We start from the raw sequence: 14,577 nt of genomic DNA, 5'->3' as shown, positions 1-14,577 counted from the left end.
GTCTGCTGCGTTCGGGTGCGTTCGCGTGGCGTGCTGGTCGCGGTTTCGTCGCGGTCATGTTGACGTCAACATCGAACGGCGCGACGATAGCATGGCAACGTCAACATGCGCTAGCGTTCGGGGCAGCCGTCGGGTGTTCCTGCGGCATTCCGAACGAGAGGGGGCGACGTGAGCACCGATCTGTCGTCCGCCCGTCGAGCCCCCTCGCTCGCCGCCGTCGCCGAAGCCGCCGGCGTCTCGATGCAGACCGTGTCCCGCGTGGCGCGCGGCTTCGACAACGTCAGCCCGGAGACCCGGCTCCGCGTGCAGGCGGCGATGACCTCGCTCGGCTACCGCCCGAACCGTGCCGCCAGGGCCCTGCGCTCCGGGCGTTTCCGCACGATCGGCGTGATCATGTTCACGCTCGCGTCGTTCGGCAACATGCGCACCCTCGAGGCGATCGCCGACGCCGCCGGGGCCGCGGACTTCACGATCACGCTGCTGCCGATGGCATCCCGCACCGAAGAAGGGGTGCGCTCGGCGTTCTCACGCCTGCACGAACAGGCGGTCGACGGCGTCGTGATCATCATCGAGTCGCACGTCATCGACACCGCCGAGGTCGCGCTCCCCGACGGCGTCCCCGTCGTGGTCGTCGACTCCACCGGCACGACCGAGCACCCGGCGATCGACACCGACCAGGCCGAGGGTGCACGGCTCGCCACGCAGCACCTGCTCGACCTCGGGCACGAGACGGTGTGGCACGTCGCCGGGCCGTCCTCCTCGTACTCCTCGAGCCGGCGACTCGCGGCGTGGCGCTCGACCCTCACCGCCGCCGGCCGCCCGGTCCCGCCGGTGTTCCACGGCGACTGGGGCACGTCGTCCGGCTACGGGGTCGGCCTCGAGATCGCCCGCCGCCCGGAGATCACCGCCGTCTTCGCCGCGAACGACCAGACCGCGCTCGGCATCCTCCGCGCCTGCCACGAGCTCGGGCGCCCCGTGCCGGATTCCCTCAGCATCGTGGGCTTCGACGACATGCCGGAGTCCGACTCGTTCTGGCCGCCGCTCACCACCGTGCACCAGTCCTTCGACGAGGTCGGGCGCCGCGCAGTCTCGACGCTCCTCACCCAGATCGAGGGCGCGCCGGTCACCGCCGCGACGGACTTCGTCCCGGTGCGCCTGGTCGTGCGCGCGAGCACGGCGGCGCCGCCGGCGCGCTGACGCGCGGCGCCTGCCCGCCCGCCCGCCCGCCTGCCCGCCTGCCCGCCTGCAGTGTGCGCGGTTCCGTACACCGTGCCCGGCGCGGCAGGCCGCACCATGTCCGCAAGCTCCCACACTGCGGACGGGAGGCTCGTGCCGGCCCCGCACCGAGCCTCCCGCCCGGTGGTCCGCACGTTCCTTCCCATCGCGCGCGCACTGGAAAGAGGAAACGCGCGTAGGAGGTCGGAAGAACCGACCACCTACGCGCGTTTCGACCACCTACGCGCGAAACGACCGACCGACCGGCCGGCCGGCCGCTCCGCGCCCGGCCGCGCCCGGCCGCTCCGCGGACGCGCAGCACCTACCCGATCGACAGCGCCGTCCAGCTCACCGGGGGGAGCTCGATCGTGACGGTGTCGCCCTCGCGACGGACCGTGTCGTTCGTGCGGAGCCCGACGCGCGCGGTGTTCGCGAGGTCGTTCACCGCATGCAGGTCGTCGTCCCACACACCCTCGGCGTGCACGTCACCCGACACGGCGAGGCCACCGAGGTCGATCGTGACCGTGGTGCTCTCGGACGGGTGGCGGTTCACGAGGAAGACGGCTGCCGTGCCGTCCTCGGTGACCGTGGCGGCGGAGTCGACGACCGGCACGTCCCCGTACTTGCCACCGTCGACGGTGTCACCCGACGCGACGACCCGCAGCGACGTGCCGTGCGCCAGGCGCGACGTCAGCGAGAACGGGAAGAACGTGGTCTGACGCCAGGCCTCGCCACCGGGCTCGGTCATGATCGGGCCGATCACGTTGACGAGCTGCGCGATGGAGGCCGACGCGACCCGGTCCGCGTGCCGGAGGAGCGAGATGAGCAGGCTGCCCACGACGACGGCGTCCGCCACGGTGTACACGTCCTCGAGCAGGCGCGGTGCGACCGGCCACTCGTCGAGCGTGAAGGACTGCTGCTGCTCGTTCCACTTCGTGATCGACCAGACGTTCCACTCGTCGAACGAGATGTCGATGCGCTTGTCGGACTTCTTGTGCGCCTGCACGTGGTCCGCCGCCGTGGTGACGGTGTCGATGAACTTGTCCATGTTCACGCCGGAGGCGAGGAACGACGCGAGGTCGTCGCCCTCCTCGTAGTACGCGTGCGCGGAGATGTAGTCGACGTCGTCGTAGGCGTGCTCGAGGACGGTGCGCTCCCACTCGCCGAACGTCGGCATCGACGCTCCGGAGGAACCGCAGATGACGAGCTCCAGGTCCGGCTGGATCTGGCGCATGCCCTTCGCGGTCATCGCGGCGAGCTTGCCGTAGTCGTCGGCGTTCTTGTGGCCGAGCTGCCAGGGCCCGTCCATCTCGTTGCCGAGGCACCACATCGTGACGCCGAAGGGCTCCTCGCGGCCGTTGCGCTTGCGCTCGTCGGAGCGGGCGGTGCCGCCGGGGATGTTCGCGTACTCGAGCAGTTCGATGGCGGCGTCGGTGCCGCGGGTGCCGAGGTTGACGGCGAGCATCATCTCGGAGCCGACGGAGTCGAGCCACTGCTGGAACTCGTGGAGGCCGACCTCGTTCGTCTCGGTCGAGTGCCACGCGAGGTCGAGGCGGCGGGGACGCTGGTCGACCGGGCCGACGCCGTCCTCCCACTTGTAGCCGGAGACGAAGTTGCCGCCGGGGTAGCGGATGGTGGTGACGCCGAGCTCCTTGACGAGCTCGATGACGTCCTTGCGGAAGCCGTGCTCGTCGGCGGTCTCGTGGGCGGGTTCGTGGATGCCGTCGTAGACGTGCCGGCCGAGGTGCTCGACGAAGCCACCGAACAGACGGCGGCGCACCGGCCCCACGGTGAACGCGGCGTCCAGGACGAGGTGTGTGCGGGGCATGGATCTCCTTCGATCGTGCGTGCAACGTGTGAGTCCGGGCGGACCCGGTCCGGGCGAACCCGGGTCCGGGCGAACCCGGGTCCCGGCGAACCGGGGTCCCGGCGAACCGGGCATGGGCGAATCCGGATGGGTGGCACCCCGTCACGAAAGTGAGCGCTCACCTGATTGCAACGCTACCGGTATCCGCCCCGACACGAAAGGGGTGGCGCGCCGACGGACTGCGGGCTAATGTGAGCGCTCACGGAGCACCGGCCCAGGTGTTCCCAGCCCGGCCCATCCCGATGGAGTGATGCCATGCCGAATCGACCGACCCCACCCGTGTCGCGACTCACGCGACGCGGCTTCCTGGCAGCAGGTGCTGCTGCCGCGACCGTCCTGCCACTGGCGGCCTGCTCCAGCCCGCTGTCGGCCGGACTCGCGGGGAGCGCCCTCAACCCCGAGACCCTCGTCTTCTGGAACCTGTTCGGTGGTGGTGACGGCGCCCGCATGCAGGCGATGGAGGCCGGCTACGCCAAGCAGCACGGCGGATCCTCGTCGCTGCAGGCGACGACGTTCGCCTGGGGCAACCCGTACTACTCGAAGCTGACACTGGCCACCGTCGGGAACAAGCCGCCGGACGTCGCGGTCGCCCACCTGACCCGGGCGAAGCCGCTGTGGGACGGGGACCTCCTCGACCCGATCACGTCGGAGGACCTGGCGAGCGTCGGCCTCAGCGCCAGCGACTTCAACCAGAAGGCGTGGACGGCGCAGAAGACCGACGGCAAGAACATCGCCATCCCGCTCGACACCCACCCGTTCGTGCTCTTCTACAACGTTGACATCTGCAAGAAGGCGGGCCTGCTCGACTCGGACGGCAACCTCAAGGACCTGTCCGGCATGGACACGTTCGAGGCAGCGATGGCCGCCGCCGCCAAGGTCACCGGCGGCACGGCGCTGAACGTGGCGAACGTGGTCCCCGAGACCGCGACCCCGTGGCGCTTCTTCTGGACGCTCTACAACCAGATCAACGGCGCGACCCCGTTCCTCAGCGACGGTGGCGCGAAGCTCACCGTGAACGAGGACGCCTACAACGAGGTCACCAGCCGCACGCAGAAGTGGGTGCAGCAGGGCTGGCTCAACAAGGCCCTCGACTACGCCACGGCGGAGTCGCAGATGTTCACCGGCAAGTCCGCGTTCTTCATGCAGGGCGAGTGGGAGATCAGCACCGCGCAGTCGATCAAGGGGCTGAAGTTCGGCATGGCGCCGATCCCGCAGCTCTACGACAAGCCGGCCACCCAGGCCGACTCGCACACGTTCGTGCTCCCCCGCAAGGACCGGACCCCCGAACAGCGCAAGCAGGCGATGCTCTTCATCAAGCAGATGCTCGAGCAGAGCATGACCTGGGCCGAAGGTGGCCACGTCCCCGCCTACATGCCCACGTTCGACAGCACCGCGTACAAGAAGCTCACGCCGCAGTCCAACTACGCAGCGGCCGCCGAGACCGCCGTGTTCGACGACGCCGCCTGGTACGGCGGTTCCGGTTCGACCTTCGAGGGCACCGTCGGCGCCCAGCTCGCCCTCGTGCAACAGGGCAGCTCCTCCCCCGCGCAGGCGCTGAAGGCGATCAAGTCCCAGCTCGCGACCTACCTCAACACCCCGAGCCCGCTGTGAGCGGGGACGTGAACACCGCGCGAAAGGCACGATGACGTGACCACAGCACCAGTCCTCGACCGCCCGACGGACGCAGCGACCGCTCCACGCCGCATCCGCACCTACCGGACCAGCCTCACCCGCGGCCAGGGCCGCAGCGGATGGCTGTTCCTCGCCCCCTTCGGCCTGTTCTACCTGGCCTTCCTCCTCGGTCCGACCGTGTGGATGCTCGTCTCGAGCTTCTTCAACACCTCGACCGTCCGCACCGGCCTCGGCAGCTTCGCCGGGTTCGCCAACTACGCCGAGATGCTCGGGCGCTCCGACTTCTGGTCGGCCCTCTGGCACACCTTGCAGTTCACGCTCTACACGACGCCGCCGCTCGTCATCCTGGCGTTCGTGTTCGCCGTGCTGACGAACCGGATGAACCGCGGCCAGTGGTTCTTCCGCCTGGCGTTCTTCCTGCCGTTCATCCTGCCGTCGGCGACGATCTCCCTGATCTGGGTGTTCATCTTCACGCCGGCGACCGGCCTGTGGGCGAGCATGCAGTCCGCGCTCGGCATGACCCCCGGCTCCGGCATCCTGTCCAGCCCGAACACGGCGATGATCGGTGTCGCGATCGCCACCGTGTGGTGGACGCTCGGCTTCAACTTCGTGCTCTACCTGGCGGGTCTCCAGGAGATCCCCCGCGAGCTGTACGAAGCGGCCGCCGTCGACGGCGCGTCGAACTGGCAGCAGATCAAGTCGATCACCCTGCCGCTCCTCGGCCGCACGACGACGCTCGTCATCCTGCTGCAGATCATCGCCAGCCTGAAGATCTTCGACCAGGTGTACCTGATGACGAACGGCGGGCCGGGCATCTCGACCCAGGTCTCGCTGCAGCTCATCACGGGTGTCGGCTTCACCGACAACCGCCTCGGTGCAGCCTCGGCCGCGTCGGTGCTCCTGTTCATCGTGATCGTCGCGATCGCAGTCATCCGGCAGCTCGTCGAGCGCGCTGCCGCCAAGCGAGAGATCGGTGCCTGAGATGTCCACCACCGAGAGCATCACCACGGGTCGCACCAAGCTCCGCACCGGCGTCTCGTCGGCTGCACCCACGAGCGCCGCGAAGATCGGCGTCAGCGGCAGGGGCTTCACGATCGCGTCGGGCATCATCCTGACGGTCTTCGCGATCATCTGGCTCATCCCGAGCCTGTTCGCACTGAAGACGTCGCTGTCCGACAACGGCGTCGCCGCACTGGGCGCGAACTCGATCCTGTCGAACTGGAACCCGACGCTGCACTCCTACGCGGCACTGTTCCAGGCCGGCGACATCTGGAACTGGTACCTCGCCAGTGCGATCACCAGCGTGATCACCGCGCTGCTGACGGTGCTGTTCGCGTCGATGGCGGCGTTCGCGCTGTCCCGGCTCGTGTTCCGCGGCCGGAACGTCGCGTTCCTGCTGATCATCCTCGGGATCATGATCCCGACCCAGGTGCTGATCATCCCGATCTTCCAGGAGCTCAACGCGGTCGGCCTCCTGAACACCTACTGGTCGGTGATCTTCCCGCAGGTGCCCGCCGTGATCGCGGTGTTCATCTTCAAGCAGTTCTTCGACGGCATCCCGCGTGAACTGGAGGAAGCGGCACGCATCGACGGTGCGGGCATCTGGAAGGTCTACTGGTCGGTGATCCTGCCGCTGTCGCGTCCGGTCATCGCCGCGGTGACGATCCTGACGTTCGTCGGGGTCTGGAACAACCTGCTCCTGCCCCTGTTCGTGCTGTCGAACCCGGACCTCATGACGATCCCGGTCGGGCTCGCCACGGTCCAGGGCAGCTTCGGCCAGCGGTACGCCGACATCCAGGCCGGTGCGCTCCTCGCGGCGCTGCCGCTGATCATCCTCTACCTGATCTTCCAGCGGCAGATCGTGGAGGGCGTGACGGGTTCCGGCCTCAAGGGCTGACGCCACCACAGATCGGACGGGAGGCCCGGTGCCAGCTGGCACCGGGCCTCCCGTCCGTCGCGTTTGCCGGCCCCGATGCGGCCGTGACCCGCGTGGTCAGGCGTCGACGGTCTCGCGGGCCTCGTGCTTCCAGAAGCCGCTGAAGGTGATGCGGCTCTTCGGGAGTCCGGCGCGGTGCAGGTGACGGCGCCCCTCGGTCGCCAGGCGCGACTCCCCCACCACGAACGCGTACCCGCGGTCGTCGGCCGGGGTGTGCCGGCGGAGCTCCTCGAGCGCGGCGGCACCGGGGACGGCGTGCCCGTCGTGGGCACCACGTGCGTCGTCGCGGACGATCCAGGTGACCGTGACACCGGCCGGGGCGTCGAGCTCGCGGACGTCCGCCGCCGTGGGGACCTCTTGGATGATGCGTCCGACGGCGTCGCGGGGCAGGGACGCGGCGATCCCGACGACGCCCGGCAGACCGGTCTCCTCGGCGACGACCAGGACCTCGGTCGCGTCGTCGGGGCAGTCGAAGATGCAGCCCTGGTCGAGGATCGCGAGCCGGTCGCCCGGTCGTGCGGCGCAGGCCCAGAGCGCGGCGCGGCCGTCGAGCTCGCCGTCGGCGTTCGTGTGCACCACGAAGTCGATGTCCATCTCCGCCGCGGTCGCGGGGGTCGCGGGGCGGAACGCGGCGACCGTGTAGTTGGCGCAGTGCGGGCGGACGTCCTCGGGGATCGCGAGGAACGGCGGCCACCACTTCGTGCCGTCGAGCTCCGGAAGCCGGAACTCGTCCTGGTGCGGGAGCGGCAGGAACAGGCGGAACCAGTGGTCGAACCCCATGTAGGCGAACTCGTGGAGATCGTCCCCGGTGATCGTCACGCGGTGCATCGAGGGCGTCGCGCGTTCGGAGCGGAGCACCTGCGCACGGAAGAGCCGGGGGTTCGTGGGCAGGAGCCGCGGGGTCTTCGCCATGAGGCAAGGCTAACCTAAGATGTTCTCCGTGCCAGCCCCCTCCACTACCCTGGCCGACCCCGTCTCCCGGTCCGTCGGTGCCGCCGGCGTCCACCGGGTGACCTTCCGTCGTCGCATGCTCTTCGTGGTGCTGATGATCGTGGTCCTCGCGGTCACGGCGGCGCTGAGCATGCTCTTCGGCAGCAACAGGATCGGCATCGACCGGGTCATCGCCGGCCTGCTCCACACCGGATCGAGCACCGACGACGCGATCGTCTGGGGCTCCCGGATCCCGCGGACGTTCATCGGCGCTGCCGTCGGAGCAGCGCTCGGCATCGCCGGGCTCCTCATGCAGGGGCACACCCGGAACCCGCTCGCCGACCCCGGCCTCTTCGGCGTCTCGGCCGGCGCCGGACTCGCGGTGGTGCTCGGTGTGTACGTCTTCGGGATCACGAACACCGGCGTGACGGTGTGGTTCGCCCTCGCGGGTGCCGTCGTGGCCAGCGTCGTCGTGTTCTCCGTCACGATCGCCGGCAGCGGGACGGCCAGCCCGGTGCCGCTCGCCCTCGCCGGCGCCGCGGTGTCCGCGCTGCTCGGCGCCGTGACCTCCTTCATCGTGCTGACCGACCGGGACTCCCTCGACGCGTACCGGCTCTGGGTCGTCGGGTCGCTCTCCGGTCGCCAGCTCGACGTCCTCGGCGCGGTCTGGCCGTTCCTCGTCGTCGGGCTCGTGCTCGCGGTCCTGAACGTCCGCGCGCTCGACGCCCTCGGGCTCGGTGCGGAGCTCGCGAAGGGCCTCGGCGAGAACGTCGTCGTCGCACGGCTCGTCGGACTCGGCGGGATCACACTCCTCGCTGCCGGGGCCACGGCGGCCGCGGGCCCGATCGGCTTCGTCGGGCTGACCGTCCCGCACGTCGCCCGTGCCCTCGTCGGCACCGGACACCGCTGGGCACTCCCGGCGTCGGCCCTGATCGGCGCGGCGCTGGTGCTCCTCGCCGACGTGGTCGGGCGGCTCGTCGGCGGGTTCGCCGAGGTCGAGGTCGGGATCATCCTCGCCGTCATCGGCGGTCCGGTGTTCGTCGCCGTCGCCCGTCGCCGTTCGCTGGTGGCGCTGTGAGCGCGGCGGACGGGACCGGCGACGGTGGCGCGCCGGTGCTCCGCGGTGTGCGGTTCGGGCCGGTCGGGCTCGCGTGGCGCCCCCGTGTCTTCGGGATGACGATCGCGGCCGTCGTGGCGGCCCTGCTCCTGGTGGTGCTCGGCGTCGCGATCGGCTCGACCTGGATCGCCCCGGCGACGGTCGTCCGCTCGCTGTTCGGTCTGGAGACCGGGCCGGACGCGTTCATCATCACCGTGCTGCGGCTCCCCCGGGTGCTGACCGGCGCGCTCGTCGGCCTGACCCTCGCGGTCGCCGGCGCCCTCACGCAGACGTTCACCCGGAACCCGCTCGGGACGCCGGACATCATCGGCGTCACCTCGGGTGCGAGCGTCGGCGCCGTCGCCGCGGTCGTCCTCGGCGGCGGGTCGTACGCGATCGGCGCCGTCGTCCTCGGCAGCGGGATCCCGGTCGCGGCGACCATCGGCGCACTCGTCGCGGCGATCGTCGTCTACGGACTCGGCTGGCGTGGCGGGGTGCAGAGCTACCGGCTCGTGCTCGTCGGCATCGGCGTGAGCGCGACGCTCGACGCGGTCACCAGCTACCTGCTCGTCCGGGCGCAGATCACCCAGGCGGCCGCGGCGTCGCAGTGGCTCGTCGGCAGCCTGTCGAGCACCTCGTGGGCGAGCGTCTGGCCCCTGCTCGTCGTCGCCGTGGTCGCGGTCCCGATCGCCCTCGCGACCAGCGCCGCGCTCGGCATCGGGCAGCTCGGCGACGAGGTGGCGGTCGGCGTCGGGCTGGGCATCCAGCGGCACCGGCTGCTCGTCATCGCCCTCGCCGTCGTGCTGACCGCCGCCGCCGTCGCCGCAGCGGGCCCGGTCGGCTTCGTGGCCTTCGTCGTCCCGCAGATCGCCCTGCGCCTCGCCGGGACGAACCGGCCGCCGTTGCTGCTCTCCGCCGCCCTCGGTGCGGTCCTCGTCCTCGCCGCCGACCTGCTCGCACGCTCGGCGTTCCCGTGGCAGGTGCCCGTCGGCATCGTCACGACCGTGATCGGTGCGCCGTACCTGATCTGGCTCCTCATCCGCCACCGCAAGGAGATGTCCCGATGACGACGACCCCGGTCCTCGAAGCGCGCGGGCTCTCCGTCGGCTACGAGCGGCACGCCGTGCTCCACGGCCTCGACCTCCGCATCGAGCGCGGCACCGTGACGACGTTCCTCGGCGCGAACGGCTGCGGCAAGTCGACCCTCCTCAAGGCCTTCGGCCGCGTGCTCAAGCCGATCGCGGGCGAGGTCCACCTCGACGGCGTCCCGATCCGCAAGGAGCCGAACCGCGCGGTCGCCCGGAAGCTCGCGATCCTCCCGCAGTCCCCGGTGGCCCCGGCCGGCACGAGCGTGCTCGACCTCGTGATGCGCGGACGCAACCCGCACCAGTCGTGGGCGAAGCCGTGGACCGCCGAGGACGCCGGCGTCGCCGAGGAGGCGATCGCCGCCACCGGGCTCACGCACGTCGCGCACCGGGACGTCGCGAGCCTCTCCGGCGGGCAGCGGCAGCGGGCGTGGATCGCGCTCGTGCTCGCCCAGCGCGCCGACACCCTGCTGCTGGACGAACCGACGACGTACCTCGACCTCGCGCACCAGCTCGAGGTCCTCCGGCTCGTCCGGCGGATCAACCGCGACCAGGGTGCGACGGTCGTGATGGTCCTGCACGACCTCTCGCTCGCCGCCCGCTACTCGGACCGGCTCGTCGTGCTGCACGACGGCGGTGTGGTCGCCGACGGCACCCCCGCCGAGGTCCTGACGCCCGCGGTGCTCCAGCACGCGTTCGGGCTGCACGCGCGGGTCGTCCCGGACCCGGTCACCGGGGCACCGATGGTCGTGCCGGAGGCCGACGAGCACGACCTCGACCACCTCCCGGTCCCGGAGGAGGACGCCGGGCTCGCCAGCCGCGCTTTCTTAGGTTAGCCTCTCCTAACGTGAAGCTCCGTTCCGTACTCCTCACCGCAGTGGCCGTGTCGGCCCTCCTCCTCACCGGCTGCTCGTCGACCGGGTCCTCGGACACCGCCGGCTCGGACAGCACGTCCGCGTCGAACGGCGCCTGGTCCTACAAGGACGCCACCGGCACCACGGTGAAGGTCGACCACACGCCAAAGAAGGTCGTCGTCCTCAACGACATCGCCATCTCCTTCGTCCAGTACGGCCTGCACCCCGTCGGCACCTTCGGGCAGCTCACGATGGCCGACGACGCCCGGTTCACGGGCCTCGACACGGACGGCATCACGCAGCTCGGCACGGGCTACGGCGACATCGACCTCGAGAAGCTCGCCGCGCTGCAGCCCGACCTCGTCGTCACCTCGGTCTACCCGACCGACGAGAAGGGCACGCTCGACACGTCCCAGCCGGGCTACGGCTTCAAGGACATGGCGCAGCAGAAGCAGATCGCCGCCATCGCCCCGGTCGCCCAGGTGCGGTGGGGCGGCAAGGGCCTCGACGTGATCAAGGACATCACCGGGCTCGCCGAGTCGCTCGGCGCGAAGCAGTCGAAGGTGGACGCCGCCGAGAAGCGGTTCGACACCGCGAAGGGCAAGCTCGAGACCGCGGCGAAGGACAGCGACCTGACGGTCGTGTCGATGTACGCGGACGGTGACGGCGCCTACGTCACCCGCCCGGCCGACGAGCCGACGCTGCAGATGTACACCGACTTCGGCGTCGACCTGGTGAACCCGAAGCCGAAGGGCTTCTACTGGGGCATCTACAGCTGGGAGAACGCGGGCCAGATCACCGGCGACGTGCTCCTGCTCTCGCAGCAGGGCTACCAGGTCGCAGACCTCAAGAAGCAGCCGACCTTCGCGGACAACGCCGCGCTGCAGGCCGGTCAGGTCCACAGCTGGACGTTCCCGGCCCTCGACTACGCGTCGCAGGCCGACTACATGACGAAGCTCGCGGGCTGGCTCGACGACAGCAAGAAGCTGTCCTAGCCGTCAGTCCAGCGGGAGCAGCGGCGCCCAGAAGGCATCGGGGCCGTCGGCGACGACGGCGTCGGCCTCGAAGCGGAAGCCGTAGTCGCGGACGAACTCGGCGGCGCCCGCGACCTCGTCCTGGGCGTCGTCCCGTTCCGGCTCGAAGAGGTACACGCCGTGTCCCATCTTCACGCCACTGTCACTGATGACCGTGAGGTCCCAGCGCCCTTCCTCTGCCCGTTCGATCCGCACGACGGCGGCCTGCGCCTCGGTGAAGTCAGCCATGCCGCCGAGCGTACGTGTCCGCCGCTGGGCGCGCTCCGGCCGATCACGGTAGGAACGAGGGATGACACGCACCGAGTGGACGGAGGACGTCCTCGGTGCGCCGTACGAGCGGCTCGAACTCCCACTCGGTGAGGACTCCGAGGGTGCGGTCGTCGCGACCCTCGTCCGCCGACGTCGCTCCGCCGCCGACCTCCTGCACGCGGGCGGACCCCTGCACGGCACCGACGTGCTCTACGTGCACGGGTGGTCGGACTACTTCTTCCAGACCGAGCTCGCCGAGCGCATCGAGCGGCTCGGCGCACGGTTCCACGCGCTGGACCTGCGGAAGTACGGCCGGAGCCTCCGACCACGGCAGACACCGGGGTTCATCGACTCGCTCGAGACGTACGACGAGGACATCGGCGCCGCACTCGACGTCATACGGGCCGAGCACCACGGCGAGCGCCGTCGCCTCGTGCCGATGGGGCACTCGACGGGCGGGCTCACGCTGTCCCTCTGGGCCGCACGGCACCCGGAGGCCGTCGACGGCCTCATCCTGAACAGCCCGTGGCTGGAGTTCCAGGCGTCGGCGGTCGGCCGGGCGCTCGTCGCTCCGATGATCAAGCTCGGAGCGCGCCGGAACCCGCTCGCGCCGCTGCCTGCCGTCGACCCCGGCTTCTACACGCGCACCGTCTCGGCCACCGGCGAGGGCCGCTGGACCTACGACCAGGAGTGGCGACCGGAGCGGGGGTTCCCGCTGCACCCGGGGTGGCTCGCCGCGGTGTTCGACGGGCAGGGGACCGTGGAACACGGGCTCGGGATCGCGGTGCCCGTGCTCACGATGCTGAGCGACAAGAGCATGCTCCAGCCCCGCTGGGACGAGGGCATGGCGCACGCGGACGTCGCCCTGAACGTCGACGCGGTCGCGCACCGGGCGCTGTCCCTCGGGGACGAGGTGACCGTGCGACGGCTCCACGGCGCCCTGCACGACGTGGTGCTCTCCGCCGGCCCCGTCCGCGAGCAGGCATACGAGACCATCGGCCGCTGGGCGCACACCCTGCCGCGCTGACCCGCCGACCCGCAGACCCGCAGACCCGCTCAGCGCAGGGCTGCGACGGCTGCCTTCGTGGCCGCGGCGACCAGGGCATCGTCGGCCGTGGCGTCCGACTGCTTGCCGGAGGTCATCACGACGACGACGAGGGGCGCGCGACCCGACGGGTACACCACCGCGATGTCGTTCCGGACGCCGTACTCCCCCGTACCGGTCTTGTCGGCGACCGGCCACGCCGGGTCGACGCCGGCGCGGACCGTCCCCGCACCCGTGGTGTTGTCGAGCATGGTGTCGCGGAGGAACGTCCGGTCAGTCAGCTCGAGCGTCGTCCCGAGCACGACCTTCCGCAGGTCCGTCGCGAACTGCGCCGGGGTCGTGGTGTCCCGCGCGTCGCCCGGGGTGGCCTCGTTCAGCTCCGGCTCGACCCGGTCCACGTTCGTGACGCGGTCCCCGATGCCGCGCAGGTACCGCTCGACGGAGTCCGGGCCGCCGAGCCGTTCGACGAGCAGGTTCGCCGCGGTGTTGTCGCTGAACCGGAGTGACGCGTCGATGAGCTCCCGGACGGTCATGCCCGTGTCGACGAACCGGCTCGTGATCGGTGCGTAGTCGAGCAGGTCGCTGCGGTCGTAGTGCACGACGGTCTCGAGGTCGGTGTCGGATGCCCCGGCGAGGACCGCCGCGGCGATGAAGGTCTTGTTGGTGGAGGCGAACGCGAACCGCTCCCCCTGCCGGTACTCGACCCGGTGTCCCGAGCCCGTGTCGACGGCCACGACGCCGAGCCGGGCGTCGTGCTGCTGCTCGAGCCGCCGGAACGACGCGTCTGCGGACCGCTGCGCCGTCGACGCGGTCGCGGTCGCGGTCGGCGTGGTGGTCTGGGTCGCGGTGTCGGTGTCGGCGGCCGGTGCCGCACCCCCGCTGCACCCGGCCACCGCCATCACGACCGCCAGGCCGATCGCTGCCGAGGACACCGTCGTCGAAGCACGCATGCGTCCAGTATCCGATCCCGACCTGCGTCATCGGCGAACGCTGTCGCCCAGGCGCGCGCACGTCGCGCGGAAGGCCTCGTCGAGCGCCGGGTCGGCGTCCGCTGCCCAGGTCTCGAGCGCCACCCGCAGCGCCAGGAGCGTCAACGGCACGGCGAACGGATCCGCACCCCGCCAGCGCTGCTGCAGCTGCGGGGACTGCGCCGCGTCCCGAGCGGCCATCGCGGCGGACAGTGCGGGGTCCGCTCCGACGATGCGCCAGATCGCCAGGAGCCGCTCGCGTGCACCAGCCCGGTCGTGCTCGAGCCGCGCGAGGAACTCGGCGATCCACTCGGTCAGGTCCGTGAAGCCGACCGGCCCGCCCGTCTCCGGCACCGCGAACCGGTGCACGATGTGGAGCGTGGACCGGAAGGCGTCCACCTTCTCGGGGCAGTACCGGAAGAACGTCCGCTCGGTCAGGCCGACCTCGGCCGCGATGTCGCGCGCCGTCACGGCCCCGAAGCCCCGCTCCGTGACGAGTGCGACGGCGGCTGCCTCGATCGCACGCACCGTCGCCAGACGGTGTCGCGCACGCACCCCGGAGTCGAATGCGATCGGCCGGCGAGGCCGCACGGCGCCCCGAGGACCAGTTCCGTTCGTCACCCTACGGATCGTGACAGTGGCTGACGGAATCCAGAGGCGCCCGAG

Annotated in this window: 14 protein-coding genes; 9 read left to right on the top strand and 5 right to left on the bottom strand. The window is 70.9% G+C overall.

Features of this window, described 5'->3' with window-relative positions:
- Positions 1–168: 168 nt before the first annotated feature.
- Positions 169–1,197 (top strand): LacI family DNA-binding transcriptional regulator, encoded by a 1,029-nt coding sequence (locus tag EDF24_RS07445; protein WP_260233382.1) that lies wholly within the window; start codon positions 169–171, stop codon positions 1,195–1,197.
- A gap of 340 nt (positions 1,198–1,537) precedes the next feature.
- Here EDF24_RS07445 and EDF24_RS07440 read toward each other — a convergent pair whose 3' ends face one another.
- Positions 1,538–3,043, bottom strand: a complete 1,506-nt coding sequence (locus EDF24_RS07440) for an alpha-N-arabinofuranosidase (RefSeq protein ID WP_123701951.1) — start codon at positions 3,041–3,043, stop codon at positions 1,538–1,540.
- A 294-nt stretch (positions 3,044–3,337) separates the two neighbouring features.
- Here EDF24_RS07440 and EDF24_RS07435 point away from each other — a divergent pair, with 294 nt between their 5' ends.
- The 3 genes from EDF24_RS07435 to EDF24_RS07425 are packed head-to-tail and all read left to right on the top strand — an operon-like array spanning position 3,338 to position 6,611.
- Positions 3,338–4,693: an extracellular solute-binding protein gene (locus EDF24_RS07435; RefSeq protein ID WP_123655712.1), complete on the top strand. Its 1,356-nt coding sequence runs from the start codon at positions 3,338–3,340 to the stop codon at positions 4,691–4,693.
- Between the two features lie 36 nt (positions 4,694–4,729).
- Positions 4,730–5,695 carry a carbohydrate ABC transporter permease gene (locus tag EDF24_RS07430; RefSeq protein ID WP_123655713.1) on the top strand — a complete coding sequence of 322 codons (966 nt, stop codon included), beginning with the start codon at positions 4,730–4,732 and terminating at the stop codon, positions 5,693–5,695.
- A 1-nt stretch (position 5,696) separates the two neighbouring features.
- Positions 5,697–6,611, top strand: coding sequence for a carbohydrate ABC transporter permease (locus tag EDF24_RS07425; protein ID WP_123655714.1), 915 nt, complete (start codon positions 5,697–5,699; stop codon positions 6,609–6,611).
- 96 nt (positions 6,612–6,707) lie between these two features.
- Here the strand turns inward: EDF24_RS07425 and EDF24_RS07420 are convergent, their stop codons facing one another.
- Positions 6,708–7,562, bottom strand: coding sequence for a siderophore-interacting protein (locus EDF24_RS07420; RefSeq protein ID WP_123701949.1), 855 nt, complete (start codon positions 7,560–7,562; stop codon positions 6,708–6,710).
- A gap of 28 nt (positions 7,563–7,590) precedes the next feature.
- On the opposite strand from EDF24_RS07420, the gene EDF24_RS07415 reads away from it, so the two are divergent.
- The 4 genes from EDF24_RS07415 to EDF24_RS07400 are packed head-to-tail and all read left to right on the top strand — an operon-like array spanning position 7,591 to position 11,610.
- Entirely contained in the window at positions 7,591–8,658 is a 1,068-nt protein-coding gene (locus tag EDF24_RS07415) for an iron ABC transporter permease (protein WP_260233381.1), read from the top strand.
- Positions 8,655–9,743 (top strand): iron chelate uptake ABC transporter family permease subunit, encoded by a 1,089-nt coding sequence (locus EDF24_RS07410; RefSeq protein ID WP_260233380.1) that lies wholly within the window; start codon positions 8,655–8,657, stop codon positions 9,741–9,743. Before EDF24_RS07415 ends, EDF24_RS07410 begins: the two co-directional genes overlap by 4 nt.
- Positions 9,740–10,597: an ABC transporter ATP-binding protein gene (locus EDF24_RS07405; protein WP_123655717.1), complete on the top strand. Its 858-nt coding sequence runs from the start codon at positions 9,740–9,742 to the stop codon at positions 10,595–10,597. The genes EDF24_RS07410 and EDF24_RS07405 overlap by 4 nt, the downstream gene beginning before the upstream one ends.
- 11 nt (positions 10,598–10,608) lie before the next feature.
- Positions 10,609–11,610 carry an ABC transporter substrate-binding protein gene (locus tag EDF24_RS07400; protein ID WP_123701945.1) on the top strand — a complete coding sequence of 334 codons (1,002 nt, stop codon included), beginning with the start codon at positions 10,609–10,611 and terminating at the stop codon, positions 11,608–11,610.
- A gap of 3 nt (positions 11,611–11,613) precedes the next feature.
- On the opposite strand, the gene EDF24_RS07395 is transcribed toward EDF24_RS07400, so the two are convergent.
- Positions 11,614–11,877 carry a hypothetical protein gene (locus EDF24_RS07395; protein ID WP_123701943.1) on the bottom strand — a complete coding sequence of 88 codons (264 nt, stop codon included), beginning with the start codon at positions 11,875–11,877 and terminating at the stop codon, positions 11,614–11,616.
- Positions 11,878–11,938: 61 nt separating this feature from the next.
- On the opposite strand from EDF24_RS07395, the gene EDF24_RS07390 reads away from it, so the two are divergent.
- Positions 11,939–12,925: an alpha/beta hydrolase gene (locus EDF24_RS07390; RefSeq protein ID WP_123701940.1), complete on the top strand. Its 987-nt coding sequence runs from the start codon at positions 11,939–11,941 to the stop codon at positions 12,923–12,925.
- A 29-nt stretch (positions 12,926–12,954) separates the two neighbouring features.
- Here EDF24_RS07390 and bla read toward each other — a convergent pair whose 3' ends face one another.
- Both bla and EDF24_RS07380 read right to left on the bottom strand, forming a co-directional pair.
- Positions 12,955–13,893: a class A beta-lactamase gene (gene bla, locus EDF24_RS07385; protein ID WP_123701938.1), complete on the bottom strand. Its 939-nt coding sequence runs from the start codon at positions 13,891–13,893 to the stop codon at positions 12,955–12,957.
- 27 nt (positions 13,894–13,920) lie between these two features.
- A complete protein-coding gene (locus EDF24_RS07380) occupies positions 13,921–14,439 on the bottom strand; it encodes a TetR/AcrR family transcriptional regulator (protein WP_185021595.1) in 519 nt (172 codons plus the stop codon).
- Positions 14,440–14,577 lie beyond the last annotated feature (138 nt).

Origin of the sequence: Curtobacterium sp. PhB130 (genome assembly GCF_003755165.1) — a bacterium.
GTDB lineage: Bacteria > Actinomycetota > Actinomycetes > Actinomycetales > Microbacteriaceae > Curtobacterium.
This window is presented reverse-complemented; position numbering and strand designations above follow the sequence as displayed.